Here is a 14,008-nt window from a genome sequence, read left to right as displayed (position 1 = left end):
ACAAGTCTTGAATATTCACCCGCAATGGATCGCGCAGACAGGCCCAGGAAGGGGCGGGATGTCTTGTCGTTCTGCGTCATTGCCACAACCACAATAAAGGCAAACAGGAGCATTTTTCATGAGTTCATCGACCGCCGGGCAAAGCGCCGGGCAACTGGAAACCCGGGGCATCGAACCGGTGCCGGAAGGCGAGTGCAACGGCCATCCGCTGCAACTGTTCTGGGTCTGGTTCGCGGCCAACATTTCCATCCTCGGCCTGCCGCTGGGCGCCACGCTGGTTGCGTTTCGCGGCCTGGCGATCTGGCAGGCGATCATCGTCGCCATCCTCGGCGCTGCCGGTTCGTTCGCGGTGGTGGGGATCATCTCGATTGCCGGCCGTCGCGGTCGTGCGCCGAGCCTGACCCTGTCGCGGGCGATCTTCGGTGTGCGCGGCAATATCGGCCCGACGCTGGTGTCGCTGATGTCGCGTCTGGGTTGGGAAACCGTCAACACCACCACCGCCGCGTTCGTGCTGCTGTCGTTGTGCTCGATCCTGTTCGGCTCGCCGGTGGAAGCCAAAAGCGCGCCGGTGCTGACCCTGATCTTTATCGCGATTTTCGTGCTGCTGACCTTGTCTGTATCCGGCCTCGGCCACGCCACCTTGCTGGTGATCCAGAAGTGGGCGACCTACGTGTTCGGTGCGCTGAACATTCTGGTCGGCGGCTTCCTCTGCGCGACCATCGACTGGAGCGCGGTGTTCAACGCCACGCCGGCGCCGATGAGCGCGATGATCATCGGTATCGGCACCATGGCGGCCGGCACCGGGATCGGCTGGGCGAATGCCGGCGCCGACATGTCGCGCTATCAGCATCGCAGCGTCAAGGCCGTGCGCCTGGTGGCTTCGGCGGCGTTCGGCGCGGGGATTCCGCTTGTGCTGCTGATCACCCTCGGCGGTCTGCTGTCCGTGGGCAACAACGACCTCGCTTCGGCCACTGACCCGATCGTGGCGATCCGCGACATGCTGCCAACGTGGATGGCCGTGCCGTACCTGATCACCGCATTCGGAGGCCTGCTGCTGTCGAACAACCTGTCGGTGTACTCCGCCGGTCTGACCACGCTGACCCTCGGCCTGAAGGTCAAACGCGTGTACGCGGTGGTGGTCGACATCGTTGCGATCTTCGCCGGTTCGATCTACTTCATGCTGATCGCCGACAGCTTCTACGGCCCGTTCATTACCTTCATTTCGCTGTTGGCGGTGCCGATCACCGCGTGGGTCGGGATCTTCGTGGTCGACCTGATTCACCGTCACTACTACAGCCCCAAAGACCTGCTCGACGTCAGCCCGAGCAGCGCCTACTGGTACAGCGGCGGCATCGAGTGGCGCGCGTTCGGCGCGTGGGCGATCGCGATCGTGCTGGGCTTCAGTTTCACCACCATCGGCACCACCGCCGAGAACGTCTGGTTCAAGGGCTTCCTGTCCGACTCCTGGCTGGGCCACAACGGCCTCGGCTGGATCGTGACGTTCGTGGTCGCCGGCGGCATTTACTTCGTACTCGGCGGGGCGAGAGATCGCCGCGCTGCGCAATCCGAGAATGCTCATGCCTAAGATGTTGCACACCGGCCAGGTCATCATCGACCTGGTCATGGCCGTGGAGGCGCTGCCGCAAATCGGCGGTGACGTGCTGGCGCAGTCCGCCAGTTTCGAAGCCGGCGGCGGCTTCAATGTGATGGCTGCCGCTGCGCGCAACGGCTTGCCGGTGGTCTATCTAGGTCGTCATGGCAATGGGCGTTTCGGTGATCTGGCACGGCAGGCGATGAACGCCGAAGGCATCCGCATCGGCATCGAACAACCTGCAGAACGTGACACCGGGATCTGCGTGGCGCTGACCGATGCGTCGGCCGAGCGCAGTTTCATTTCCTACATCGGTGCGGAAGGCGAGGTCACGACGGCGGAGCTGAACAGCGTCGCCGCCGAGACGGGGGACTACGTCTACGTCAGCGGCTACAGCCTGCTGCACAGCGGCAAGGCCCAGGCGTTGCTGGACTGGACGCTGGCGCTGCCGAAGACGATCAACGTGGTGTTCGATCCTGGCCCGCTGGTGGAATCGCCGGACTCACCGATGATGCAGGCATTGCTGCCGCGCATCGATGTGTGGACCAGCAACAGTGTCGAGGCGCTGCGTTTCACGGGCGCGGCGGACATCGAAACCGCGCTGGACCGATTGACCGTGCACCTGCCACGAAATGTGCTGATGGTAGTGCGCGACGGCCCGCAGGGTTGCTGGATTCATCAGCGCGGTGAACGTCAGCATGTGCCAGGTTTCAAGGTGCAGGCGGTGGACAGCAATGGCGCGGGCGATGCGCACGCCGGGGTATTTGTGGCCGGGCTGGCGCAAGGGCTGGCAGCTCACGAAGCCGCAAGGCGCGCCAACGCTGCGGCTGCGTTAGCGGTCACTCGCTGGGGCCCGGCGACCGCTCCTGGCACGGCCGAGGTTGATGTGCTGATCAGCAAAAAATGCACTGACTGAACGATCGCAATCGCTGGCTTGCCATCGATAAGGCCTTCAGCCGTTACATCCAGTCTGGACCTAGCCGGCTCTGCGCAACGCCGCAATCAACTCATCCTTTCGCATCGACGAACGCCCGGGGATTTTCCGCTCCCGGGCCTCCTTGCGCAGGCTGTCGACCGTCTGCACTTCGCGTGAAGCCTTGCTGTCGCGCGAATGTCCCTCACGACTCACCGCCGCGCGCCGCGCTGATTCCTTGCGATCCTCGGCCTTGGCGCTGGCAGGTTTCCGGCGCCCGGAACCTCCGGCCTTCTCGCCGCCGCCGGACTGTTTGTTCACAGTCGCCCAAGCGCGGGCTTCAGCTTCGTCCTTGGACATCCCTTTGTTTTGATAGCTGTCTTCGATGTGTTCGGCTTTGCGCTTCTGTTCTTCAGTGTATTTGGCTTTGCTTCCACGAGGCATGGCGAGTCTCCTGGTGGCTGGATAAATCTCGGAATGACCGGCGCAGGCAATGCATTCGAACACTGCATGCGCCAGTGACCGCAAGCGTCAGGTATCGAGTTTACGCGCCGCTTCCACACCCGCAGCGCTGAGCTTGATCGGCAGATTCAGCGAATGTTCTCCCGCTTCATTGCAAGTGATGTGTCCGTGATGAATCAGTCCACGCTCCTGCAGGGCGGCGAGGGCACTGGCCACGACTTTCTCGCCGCGATAATTGTCCAGCACCTCTTTGCCGAGGCCGCTTGGGTGAGCATGCAACAGGCGGGTGAGGACTTCTTTTTCCAGGTTTTTATCGACGTTCATGGTTACCTCTTCAGGGAAGTGGATAAGACACGTTGCGTGGATGCAGCACGGATTACTGACCTGCGCCTTCAGAGCCCGAACCACCCGTGGTGGTTTTCGAGCCGACGCCGGGGCCTGCGTTGTCGGGGGCGGCCGGAGCGTCGGGGGTGTTCATCCCGCCCTGACGACCGGGATCGCTGCCCTGGGTGCGAGGATCGGTTCCCGTCGCGGGTGGCTGATTGATCAGCGGAACACCCGAGCCGTCGGTATTCATACCGGGGGCGCTGTTGATGGCGGGGGCTCTTGGCTGGGTAACCGGATCGGTCGGCCCGGTACCGGCAGCGGTAGTCGAGGCGGCGAATACCGCCGGGCTGAGGAGGGTAGCGAATACGAGCGCAGTCAACCTTGACGAGATCATAGAGTGTCTCCAGTGATTGAAATCCTTACCTCCTTTTGGTCTGCCCTCGTGAAAGATTGGTGCCTGATGATCGACGAACGGTTCAGAAAGGCTGAGCGCTTTCGAGGCCGATCTCTTCCTTGAATTGCTCCATGAAACCCTTCAGGCGTTGATGACGGATTTGCGCCAGACGCTGGCCGGCGTCGGTCTGGAAACCGTCGGCGAGGTGCAGCAGTTTGGTCTGGAAATGATCGAGGCAGAATCGCTTGTCGTCGTAGTCCCTTTCCCGGGCCTCGGGATCGTGCGGGTCGTACAGCGCGCTGCCCATGCGCCCGGCGGTGTAGAAGGTGCGGGCGACGCCGAGCATGCCGAGGGAGTCGAGACGGTCGGCGTCCTGCATCAGCCGCGCCTCGAGGGTGATCGGGGTGATGTTGGCGGAAAAGCTGTGGGCTTCGATGGCGTGGGTGACAGCGTCGATTTTGGCGTCGGGCCAATGCATGTTCGCCAGCACCTTCGAAGCTTTTTCCGCAGCCAGACGCGATGCCTGTGAGCGCAGCGGCGAGTTCTTTTCCACCGCGACGCAATCGTGCAGCAGCACGGCCGCGAGCAGCACTTCAAGGTCGCCGCCTTCGTCGGCCTGCAAGGTGCGCGCGTTGTGCCAGACCCGTTGCAGATGCGACAGATCATGAGCGCCGTCTTCCGACGGTTCCAGCGCGTGGGGCAGCAGTTCTGTGGCGAGTTCCACAAGGGGCGAGAAAGCGAAGTTGTTCATGGGCATCCTTTCGAGTGTTCGGCGGCGCTAGCCTAATCTGTGGATTGCCATGTGACGAGCGCCGCGCGGCGCCTTAGTATGGCGTTTTCCTTTTTCCGACAAGGCCCGTCCATGACGATCGAAATCCGCCCGGCGACCCCCAGCGATGCACCGCAAATCCTCGCGTTCATCACCGAATTGGCAGACTTCGAAAAGGCCCGTCACGAAGTCATCGCCAGCGTCGCCGACATCGAGCGCAGCCTGTTCAGCGAAGGCGCCACGGCCCACGGTCTGATCTGCCTGCGCGATGGCGTACCGATCGGTTTCGCGGTGTTCTTCTTCAGCTATTCGACCTGGCTGGGCAGCAACTGCCTGTACCTCGAAGACCTGTACATCACTCCGGAACAACGGGGCGGCGGCGCCGGCAAAACCCTGCTGCGCCACCTCGCGAAAATCGCCTGCGCCAACGACTGTGGCCGGTTCGAATGGAGCGTGCTGGACTGGAACACCCCGGCCATCGAATTCTACAAATCCCTCGGCGCCCAGCCGCAGGAAGAGTGGGTGCGTTATCGCATGGATGGCAAGGTATTGCGCGAATTTGCCGAGGGCTGAACAAATAGTGGCAATCTGATTGCTGATTCGATTGTCCAAACCGCTCTGATCCGGCATTCTACGCGCCATTTTTGCGCGCTCACGGACGACACCTGCAATGCCTCTGGCACTCTTTCTCCACGCCCGTGGAGCCTTCGCTGCGTCAACGAGTGACCGGCGATGAGCGGACTACGGGCGTCGATCCGTCTGTACGGCCTGGTCAAAAACCTCGGCTCAAGCGACAACCCGAACCGCCAACCGGTGGACATCCTCTGCACCCTCAACCGCCTGGGGGGCAAGGCCATCCGTGCGTTTGTCTCGCGCCTCGATGCCGAGCTGATGTCACGCAGTGCGGGCTTCGACGACTACCGCGTGATACCGCTGCGCACGTTCGATCCGAACGGATTCATCGATGCACATCAAGGCTGGCTGACCCTGCACGTGTGCTGCGGTTTTGTCGCGCCTGCGGGACAATCGATTTTCCACCAAAGCGTGCTGTCGCCGATGGGCTGGTATGTCTACTCGCAAACCGGCCGCTGGACAGCCGAGCGTTATCTGGAACTCGGCCCGCAGATGGCCGAGCTGCTGCAAACCACCTACGACCAGCATCGACTGACCGGCTACAACACCTGGCTCAACCAACTCGACGACGCTACATCCGCCGAGTTGAACTGGTTTGCCGATGAAGCCTGGCAACAACTGCAAACCCTTACACCTCCGAACAGCCGCGAGCATTGTCACGCGCTGTTTGATTCCGTCGACAACCGCTGGCGTTTCGCCGCGACCGACGTCGATCTCTATCAGCCTCACCCGGAACCTCTGAAGCAAGGAGCTTTGAATTGAGTGGCAAACCCGCTGCACGCGTCACCGACCCAACCGCCTGCCCACTGCCGGGCCACGGCAACAACCCGATCGTCTCCGGTTCGCCGGACGTGTTCTTCGACGGACTCCCCGCTGCGCGAATGACCGATAAATCGGCGTGCGGCAGCCCGATCACCGGCGGTGTTTCCGCCACGGTCTTCATCAACGGCCTGAATGCCGCGATGCTCGACAGCACCGGCGGGCATGGCAATGTCGTAGTCGGTGGGTCGGGGACGGTGATTATTGGACAGAGCGGGGGAGGGGCGGCGTTTAGTGGGTTGTTGCCGATGCCGGTGCATTTCAATGATCGGATGCAGGTGATTAACGAAATTACTGGTGAGCCCATGCCAAATCACCCTTACGCGATTCAACGCGCTGATGGGAGCGTGGAGCACGGCGTAACCAATGACGCGGGCTTCACCCATACGGTGAGTTCGCATTTGCCTGAGTCGATCAAGCTGTTCGTGGAGTAGGAAACGTATGACAGCTGAAAATCCTGCTCTGAAAGGGTGTAAAAGACTGGTCGTGACCCACGACCTGACCTGCAAAACGGACGGAACAGTCAAGCAGGCCACGATCACTCCCAAAAAGATTGTTCTGTTTTTTGTGGGTGGTGCGGGTGATAAAGAAAGTTATTACGGCACAGGCCCCAATAATAACGTTGCTGACGTCATGAAGGTGTTCGTTAGGGATATGGAGGCTGAGGGTATTTGTTCTGATAATTATGATGCCCACCATATTGGTTATAACTATTTTATTAGTGATGATGATCTAAAAAAGAATGTGCTGGAGAAGATTGCTGATGTGACCACGCCTGTATATATAATTGGGCATAGCTTGGGCGGTTGGAATGGTGCGCACCTGTCAGCTGTATTGACTGATAAGGGGTATCGAATTCCGTGTCTGGTTACACTCGATCCGGTTGGCGAAGGAAAAATCGTGTGGGGGGTTTCTAGCATCTACCGTCAGGAACCGAAGCCGAAGGCGGAATATTGGGTTAACGTCAGAGCCGATGCCAAAGACTGGAATTTTTCCGATCTCGTAGCCGATTTTGGAGAGCAATGGGATATGAAAAGTGGGCCCAATATGAACGGGCGAGTGAATGTGAATCACGCCGATGCCTGGGTTATCTACACATCAGTCCTGCAAAGTGGCATCTCGGCCAGAGACGCTTTGATGCAGGTTGTTGTTACTCATTTTAAAGGACGGAAATGTGCGTAATATAATTTTATGCATGGCTTTCTTGCTTTGCACTTCCTGTGCGATAAATCATGGCAAGCCCATTGCTCATTTACAATACGTTGGTGTTGAACGTTATTTGGATAGGGCCATTTATCAGGTGCGTTTCTCGTCCGATGTTGATGTTGTCAATCTTTTCAAATCAAAAATAAGCCAGACGCTGATGTGTTCTTTTGAGGGCGATTTTGATTTTTCGGCAACTCACTCTGCGGGTCGATATGGTGAGGGTTTTATCGAGCCTGAAATTTCGAGTGCCGGGCCGGTTTTCAGGGCGGATGTTTTATTTTTCGAAAGAAAAAACGATACCAGTGAAAAAATCATTGAAGGTGAGGCGTTGAGGTCTTTATTAGTGGGCCGAGAGTCTATTGTCTGTAAGGTCAGAATTAATTCCTACTCCTATAAAATATATTTGTCGGAGGACATGAAGGTTCCAACGGCAGATCTGTTAAGAGAGATCGATAAGTTTTAAACGGGCTGCGATTGCTGCTCAGCTAGCTGTCCGATTTTTTAGGAATTCGAATCCCAAAATATGGGATGCAAAATTACATATTGAGATTTTCCATCTGGGAGGTCTATAGTCCAGCTCACTCACTGCCAATAACAAAACAGGTGAAGCGATGCTGGCGCAATTGATCGCGCTCGATTGGGGGACGACCTCACTACGTGCTTACAAACTCGCGGCGGGCGGGCAGGTGCTGGCGCAGCGGTCGCTGTCGTTCGGGATCATGCAGTTGCCGAAGACGCCGCGGGTCATCAACGGTCGTGAATGCGCCGAGGGTTTTGAACTGGCGTTCGACGAGGCGTGCGGCGACTGGCTCGACGCGCAACCCGGCTTGCCGGTGATCGCTTGTGGCATGGTCGGCAGCGCTCAGGGCTGGCGCGAAGCGTCCTACCGCGATACGCCGGCCAACGTCGCCGATCTCGGAAAATCCCTGCAAACCGTTCGCAGTCTTCGCGGTGTCGATGTGCACATCGTGCCGGGTGTGATTCAGCGCTCGACGCTGCCGAACGTGATGCGCGGCGAAGAAACCCAGGTCCTCGGCGTCCTGCAGAATCTGCCGGTCGAGGCGGGCAACGATCTGCTGATCGGCCTGCCGGGCAGTCATTCGAAATGGGTGGAAGTGGCCGACGGCTGCATCACCCGCTTCGACACCTTCATGACCGGCGAAGTGTTCGCCGTGCTCAGCGAACACAGCATTCTCGGCCGTACCCAACAGCACAGCGCGACGTTCGACGCCGAGGCCTCCGATCGCGGCGTGCAGGTGGCGTTGTCGGCTGAGGGCGACATCGGCGTGCTGTCGACCCTGTTCAGCGCCCGCAGCCTGGGCCTGACCGGTGAACTCAGCGCCACCGCTCAACCGGACTATCTGTCCGGCCTGCTGATCGGCCATGAACTGACGGCGCTGGCCGCCGTGCAACGGCGCCGACGCAACAGCACACATCTTCCTTCGATCATCCTCATCGGCAACGCGCAGTTGTGCGCCCGCTACAGCCGGGCCCTCGACGCCTGCGGTTTTGCCCGGGTGACCCTGGCCGAGCAAGCCACCGAGCGTGGTCTGTGGCAACTGGCGCTCGCCGCCGGACTGATCGATTCCTCATCCCGTTAACCCTGACTGGAGGCCTGACATGCTCAAGCAAGCACTGGCGCAAAACGGTCTGATCGCGATCCTGCGCGGCCTGCATCCGCAGGAAGCCGCTGCTGTCGGAGAAGTCCTGTATGCGGCCGGATTTCGCGTCATCGAAGTACCGCTCAATTCCCCTGCGCCGTACGAAAGCATTCGCATCCTGCGTAAGACCCTGCCCGCCGATTGCCTGATCGGTGCCGGCACGGTGCTGACCCCGGAACAGGTCGAACGGGTGAAGGAGGCTGGCGGCCAAGTCATCGTCATGCCCCACAGCGATGCCAAGGTGTTGCGGGCAGCGAAAGCGGCGGGGCTGTACCTGTCGCCGGGCGTTGCCACACCGACCGAAGCCTTCGCGGCGCTGGAGGAGGGCGCGGACATTCTCAAGCTGTTCCCGGCCGAACAGATGGGGCCGGCAGTGGTGAAAGCCTGGCTGGCGGTGTTGCCGGTCGGGACGATTCTGGCGCCGGTCGGCGGCATCACGCCGGACAACATGCAGGCCTTCATCGACGCCGGCGTCAAAGGCTTCGGCCTCGGGTCCGGGCTGTTCAAACCGGGCATGACGACTGAGCAAGTGGCGGCCAATGCCAAGGCCTACGTGGCGGCCTGGAAAGCCCTTCGCTAAGACTTTTCCGGCGCTGTGTGCGCTGCATCTAACAAGAGAGACAAGCAGATGAAAATCACCAAACTCACCACCTTCATCGTCCCGCCGCGCTGGTGCTTCCTGAAAGTCGAAACCGACGAGGGCGTGACCGGTTGGGGCGAGCCCGTGGTCGAGGGCCGGGCCCACACGGTTGCTGCAGCGGTCGAGGAATTGTCCGACTACCTGATCGGCAAAGACCCACGCAATATCGAAGACATCTGGACCGTGCTGTACCGCGGCGGCTTCTACCGCGGCGGCGCGATCCATATGAGCGCATTGGCCGGCATCGATCAGGCGCTGTGGGATATCAAGGGCAAGGCGCTGGGCGTGTCGGTCAGCGATCTGCTCGGCGGTCAGGTGCGGGACAAGATCCGTGTGTATTCGTGGATCGGCGGCGACCGTCCGGCGGACACTGCGCGGGCGGCGAAAGAAGCGGTGGGTCGTGGTTTCACTGCGGTGAAAATGAACGGCACCGAAGAGCTGCAATTCCTCGATACCTTCGAAAAAGTCGATCTGGCACTGGCCAACGTTGCCGCCGTGCGTGATGCGGTGGGGCCGAATGTCGGTATCGGTGTCGACTTCCATGGCCGGGTGCACAAACCCATGGCCAAGGTGCTGATGAAGGAACTTGACCCGTACAAACTGATGTTCATCGAAGAGCCGGTGCTCAGCGAAAACTACGAAGCGCTGAAAGAATTGGCACCGCTGACCAGCACCCCGATTGCGCTCGGTGAGCGGCTGTTTTCGCGGTGGGACTTTAAACGGGTGTTGAGCGAAGGTTACGTCGACATCATCCAGCCGGATGCCTCCCACGCCGGCGGCATCACCGAGACCCGCAAGATCGCCAACATGGCTGAAGCCTACGACGTGGCACTGGCGCTGCATTGCCCGCTGGGGCCGATCGCGCTGGCGGCGTGTCTGCAACTGGACGCCGCTTGTTACAACGCGTTTATCCAGGAGCAGAGCCTGGGCATCCATTACAACGAGAGCAATGACCTGCTCGACTATGTGAAGGATCCACGGGTGTTCGATTACGACAAAGGCTTCGTGAAGATCCCCAACGGCCCGGGCCTGGGGATCGAGATCAACGAGGAATACGTGATCGAACGCGCGGCGGTCGGCCACCGCTGGCGCAACCCGATCTGGCGCCATGCCGATGGCAGTTTTGCCGAGTGGTGAGTCGCTGATTCTCTGCCGTGAGCTCGACGAGAACTACGAGATCGTTCCCACGCTCCGCGTGGGAATGCAGCCCGGGACGCTCTGCGTCCCAAGAGCGGACGCAGAGCGTCCATAGAGGCATTCCCACGCAGAGCGTGGGAACGATCTCGCCTGCTAAATCCGACCTCAATAAACATAAGAAGAGGCGCTCCCCATGCAACCGCAAACCCTCACCGGGCAAGCGACGTTAGTCACGCCCAGCCGCAAGCGATTTTTCATCATGGTGTTGCTGTTCATCACCGTGGTCATCAACTACCTCGACCGCAGCAACCTGTCGATTGCCGCCCCGGCGCTGACGACGGATCTGGGCATCGACCCGGTGCACGTCGGGCTGATCTTCTCGGCGTTCGGCTGGACCTACGCCGCCATGCAGATCCCCGGCGGCTGGCTGGTGGATCGGGTGCCGCCGCGCATTCTTTATAGCGTCGCGCTGCTGTTGTGGTCGCTGGCCACGGTGATGCTCGGTTTCGCGGCCAGTTTTATCGCCCTGTTCGTGCTGCGCATGGCGGTCGGTGCGCTGGAAGCACCGGCGTATCCGATCAACAGCCGTGTGGTGACGACCTGGTTCCCCGAGCGTGAACGGGCCACGGCCATCGGCTTCTATACCTCCGGGCAGTTTGTCGGGCTGGCGTTTCTGACCCCGGTGCTGGCGTGGCTGCAACATGAATTTGGCTGGCACATGGTGTTTGTCGTGACCGGCGCGGTGGGCATCGTGTGGGCGGCGATCTGGTACGCGGTGTATCGCGAACCACGTGATTTCAAAGGCGCCAACCAGGGCGAAATCGACCTGATTCGCGAGGGCGGCGGGTTGGTGGATATCGCCGCCGAAACCGCCAAAGTGAAGGCGAAATTCAGCTGGACCGATCTCGGCATCGTCCTCAGCAAACGCAAGTTGTGGGGGATCTACCTCGGCCAGTTCTGCCTGAACTCGACGCTGTGGTTTTTCCTGACGTGGTTCCCGACCTACCTGGTGAAATATCGCGGCATGGACTTCATCAAGTCCGGTCTGCTGGCGTCGCTGCCGTTTCTCGCCGCGTTCATCGGCGTGCTGTGCTCCGGGTTCTTTTCCGACTTCCTGATTCGCCGTGGCTGCACCGTCGGGTTTGCGCGCAAGTTGCCGATCATTGGCGGGCTGTTGATTTCCACCTCGATCATCGGCGCCAACTTCGTTGAATCGACGCCGCTGGTGATTGCCTTCCTGGCGCTGGCGTTTTTCGGTAACGGCTTGGCATCGATCACCTGGTCGCTGGTCTCGACACTGGCGCCGGCGCGGTTGCTGGGCTTGACCGGCGGGGTGTTCAACTTCATCGGCAACCTGTCGGCGATTGCCACGCCGATTGTCATCGGCTTCCTGGCCAGTGGCGATTCGTTCGCGCCGGCGATCACCTACATCGCGGTTCTGGCATTGATCGGTGCTTTGTCCTACGTGCTGCTGGTGGGCAAGGTCGAGCGCATCGAGTTGTAGTCGGCTATGTCGGGCGACCATAATGCCGCCCGTTCCCTCGCTCAACGCTAAAGGCTGGATATGCAGGAAGACGCCCCAAAAACCGCCAAGGACGCCGCGCCAACCGGCACCCAGACTCTGCTTCGCGGGTTGGGTGTGGTGCAGGCCGTCGCCAGTGGCGCCCGCGATCTCAAAGAGATTGCCCGCCTGATCGGTACCACACGCAGCACCACCCATCGTCTGGCCAGTTGTCTGGTGGACGAGCGCTACCTGCGCGTCGTGCCGCAAGTCGGTTATCTGCTGGGGCCGAAGTTGATCGAACTGGGTTTCCAGGCGCGTGAAGAGTTGCCGCTGGTGACGTTGGCCGGGCCTTATCTGGACGAGTTGTCGGCGCTGACCGGCGACACCGTTCACCTGGGAATTCGTGAAGGCGACGAGGTGCTGTACCTGTTGAAGAATCCGGGGCGCAACGGCCCGGAAATGCGCTCGCGGGTCGGCCATCGCATGCCGCTGGCGCGGACCGGGATCGGCAAAGCCTTGATGCTGGATGACGCGCCGCAGGACTGGCAGCGTCTGTACGACATCAGTCTGCCGGCGGGTGGGAAAAGTCAGTTCTGGCCGCAGCATCCCCATCAATCGTGGGAGCAGCTGGAGCAACGGATGACCGAGTACGTGGCCGGCGGCTACGCGTTCGATCTGGAAGACAACGAACCGTCGATCCGTTGCGTGGCGGCGCCGATCCGCGACGCGAGCAAGCGCATCGTCGCGGCGATCAGCATCGCCAGCACCGTGCCGTACATGCCGCTGGAAAAAATGGCCGAGCTGATTCCCCTGATCAAAGGGGTCACGGCCCGGCTCTCGGCAGAACTTGGCTTGAAGGTCTGAGGAATCAGAGCTTCAGAGTCGCCATGTCGATGACGAAACGATACTTCACGTCGCCAGCGATCATCCGCGCGTAGGCTTCGTTGATCTGGCGGATGTCGAGCATTTCGATGTCGCAGCTGATGTTGTGTTCGGCGCAGAAATCCAGCACTTCCTGGGTTTCGGCGACGCCACCGATCAACGAACCGGCCAATACGCGACGACCCAGCACCAGTTTCGCGGCGTGTACCGGCGGATCGATCGGTTCGATCAGACCCACCAGAATGTGCACGCCGTCGAAGCGCAGGGTGTCGAGGTACGGGTTGAGATCGTGCTGGACCGGAATGGTGTCCAGCAGGAAGTCGAAACGACCGGCTGCAGCTTTCATCTGCTCTTCGTCGGTGGAGACGATCACGTGATCGGCGCCCTGGCGACGACCTTCCTCAGCCTTGCTTGCCGAACGGGTGAACAGCGTCACTTCAGCGCCCATGGCCTTGGCGAACTTGATGCCCATGTGACCGAGGCCGCCCATGCCGAGAATCCCGACCTTGTCGCCGGCCTTTACACCGTAGTGTTTGAGCGGCGAGTAGGTGGTGATGCCGGCGCAGAGAATCGGTGCGGCAGCCGCCAGATCCAGCTTCTCGGGAATGCGCACCACGAAGTGTTCGTTGACCACGATGCTGTCCGAATAACCGCCCATGGTGTTGCTGCCGTCGACCCGGTCGGGCGTGGCATAAGTCATGGTCGGGCCTTCGAGGCAGTATTGCTCAAGGTTCGACTGGCAGGCTTCGCAGGTGCGGCAGGAGTCGACCATGCAGCCGACGCCGACCAGATCGCCGACCTTGTGCTTGGTAACATTCGCACCGACGGCGGTGACTTTTCCGACGATCTCGTGGCCGGGCATCAACGGGTAAACGGCGATGCCCCATTCGTTGCGCGCCTGGTGGATGTCGGAGTGGCAGACGCCGCAGTACAGGATTTCGATGGCGACGTCGTCAGCTCGAGGGCTGCGGCGTTCGAACTTCATCGGGGCGAGGGGCGTGGTGGCCGTTTGAGCGGCATAGCCGATGGCGGTGTACATGTGAAACCTCGCAAAAGCAGTGACAGGTGAG

Annotated in this window: 17 protein-coding genes; 12 read left to right on the top strand and 5 right to left on the bottom strand. The window is 60.5% G+C overall.

The features are described from left to right. Positions 1-118 precede the first annotated feature (118 nt). Both EIY71_RS08215 and EIY71_RS08210 read left to right on the top strand, forming a co-directional pair. Positions 119-1,585 (top strand): cytosine permease, encoded by a 1,467-nt coding sequence (locus EIY71_RS08215; RefSeq protein WP_085647459.1) that lies wholly within the window; start codon positions 119-121, stop codon positions 1,583-1,585. Continuing rightward, positions 1,578-2,507, top strand: a complete 930-nt coding sequence (locus EIY71_RS08210; RefSeq protein ID WP_134021297.1) for a PfkB family carbohydrate kinase — start codon at positions 1,578-1,580, stop codon at positions 2,505-2,507. Before EIY71_RS08215 ends, EIY71_RS08210 begins: the two co-directional genes overlap by 8 nt. Before the next feature lie 60 nt (positions 2,508-2,567). Here EIY71_RS08210 and EIY71_RS08205 read toward each other — a convergent pair whose 3' ends face one another. The 4 genes from EIY71_RS08205 to EIY71_RS08190 all read right to left on the bottom strand — a co-directional run bounded on the left by EIY71_RS08205 (position 2,568) and on the right by EIY71_RS08190 (position 4,438). Further along, positions 2,568-2,948 carry a Rho termination factor N-terminal domain-containing protein gene (locus EIY71_RS08205; protein ID WP_074688089.1) on the bottom strand — a complete coding sequence of 127 codons (381 nt, stop codon included), beginning with the start codon at positions 2,946-2,948 and terminating at the stop codon, positions 2,568-2,570. Positions 2,949-3,035: 87 nt separating this feature from the next. Next, positions 3,036-3,290 carry a hypothetical protein gene (locus tag EIY71_RS08200; RefSeq protein ID WP_011335416.1) on the bottom strand — a complete coding sequence of 85 codons (255 nt, stop codon included), beginning with the start codon at positions 3,288-3,290 and terminating at the stop codon, positions 3,036-3,038. Between the two features lie 52 nt (positions 3,291-3,342). After that, entirely contained in the window at positions 3,343-3,687 is a 345-nt protein-coding gene (locus tag EIY71_RS08195) for a hypothetical protein (RefSeq protein WP_039770633.1), read from the bottom strand. A gap of 82 nt (positions 3,688-3,769) precedes the next feature. Continuing rightward, the gene (locus tag EIY71_RS08190; RefSeq protein ID WP_134021294.1) at positions 3,770-4,438 is read right to left on the bottom strand and encodes an HD domain-containing protein; all 669 of its coding nucleotides are present in this window, start codon (positions 4,436-4,438) and stop codon (positions 3,770-3,772) included. A gap of 111 nt (positions 4,439-4,549) precedes the next feature. On the opposite strand from EIY71_RS08190, the gene EIY71_RS08185 reads away from it, so the two are divergent. From EIY71_RS08185 to EIY71_RS08135, 10 genes are all read left to right on the top strand, one after another. Beyond that, positions 4,550-5,029 (top strand): GNAT family N-acetyltransferase, encoded by a 480-nt coding sequence (locus EIY71_RS08185; protein WP_085607298.1) that lies wholly within the window; start codon positions 4,550-4,552, stop codon positions 5,027-5,029. Positions 5,030-5,188: 159 nt separating this feature from the next. Continuing rightward, the gene (locus tag EIY71_RS08180) at positions 5,189-5,851 is read left to right on the top strand and encodes a hypothetical protein (protein WP_085745044.1); all 663 of its coding nucleotides are present in this window, start codon (positions 5,189-5,191) and stop codon (positions 5,849-5,851) included. Continuing rightward, positions 5,848-6,342, top strand: coding sequence for a PAAR domain-containing protein (locus EIY71_RS08175; protein ID WP_074688083.1), 495 nt, complete (start codon positions 5,848-5,850; stop codon positions 6,340-6,342). Before EIY71_RS08180 ends, EIY71_RS08175 begins: the two co-directional genes overlap by 4 nt. 7 nt (positions 6,343-6,349) lie before the next feature. Next, positions 6,350-7,090, top strand: a complete 741-nt coding sequence (locus tag EIY71_RS08170; protein WP_085745043.1) for an alpha/beta fold hydrolase — start codon at positions 6,350-6,352, stop codon at positions 7,088-7,090. Then, complete coding sequence (locus EIY71_RS08165) at positions 7,083-7,577, top strand: hypothetical protein (protein ID WP_129972527.1); 495 nt, start codon at positions 7,083-7,085, stop codon at positions 7,575-7,577. Before EIY71_RS08170 ends, EIY71_RS08165 begins: the two co-directional genes overlap by 8 nt. Before the next feature lie 148 nt (positions 7,578-7,725). Continuing rightward, positions 7,726-8,715 carry a 2-dehydro-3-deoxygalactonokinase gene (locus EIY71_RS08160; RefSeq protein ID WP_134021291.1) on the top strand — a complete coding sequence of 330 codons (990 nt, stop codon included), beginning with the start codon at positions 7,726-7,728 and terminating at the stop codon, positions 8,713-8,715. Between the two features lie 19 nt (positions 8,716-8,734). After that, positions 8,735-9,355 carry a 2-dehydro-3-deoxy-6-phosphogalactonate aldolase gene (locus EIY71_RS08155; RefSeq protein WP_085745040.1) on the top strand — a complete coding sequence of 207 codons (621 nt, stop codon included), beginning with the start codon at positions 8,735-8,737 and terminating at the stop codon, positions 9,353-9,355. Between the two features lie 48 nt (positions 9,356-9,403). After that, positions 9,404-10,552 carry a galactonate dehydratase gene (gene dgoD / locus EIY71_RS08150; RefSeq protein WP_007950849.1) on the top strand — a complete coding sequence of 383 codons (1,149 nt, stop codon included), beginning with the start codon at positions 9,404-9,406 and terminating at the stop codon, positions 10,550-10,552. Positions 10,553-10,745: 193 nt separating this feature from the next. Beyond that, positions 10,746-12,056, top strand: a complete 1,311-nt coding sequence (locus EIY71_RS08140; protein WP_085696968.1) for an MFS transporter — start codon at positions 10,746-10,748, stop codon at positions 12,054-12,056. Positions 12,057-12,116: 60 nt separating this feature from the next. Further along, on the top strand, positions 12,117-12,920 hold the full coding sequence (locus EIY71_RS08135) for an IclR family transcriptional regulator (protein WP_134021288.1): 804 nt from the start codon (positions 12,117-12,119) through the stop codon (positions 12,918-12,920). A 4-nt stretch (positions 12,921-12,924) separates the two neighbouring features. On the opposite strand, the gene EIY71_RS08130 is transcribed toward EIY71_RS08135, so the two are convergent. Continuing rightward, on the bottom strand, positions 12,925-13,977 hold the full coding sequence (locus EIY71_RS08130; protein ID WP_134021285.1) for an NAD(P)-dependent alcohol dehydrogenase: 1,053 nt from the start codon (positions 13,975-13,977) through the stop codon (positions 12,925-12,927). Between the last annotated feature and the right edge of the window lie 31 nt (positions 13,978-14,008).

This window comes from Pseudomonas sp. CH235, assembly GCF_004368175.1.
In the GTDB taxonomy this organism is placed as follows: Bacteria; Pseudomonadota; Gammaproteobacteria; order Pseudomonadales; family Pseudomonadaceae; genus Aquipseudomonas; species Aquipseudomonas paraglycinae.
This window is presented reverse-complemented; position numbering and strand designations above follow the sequence as displayed.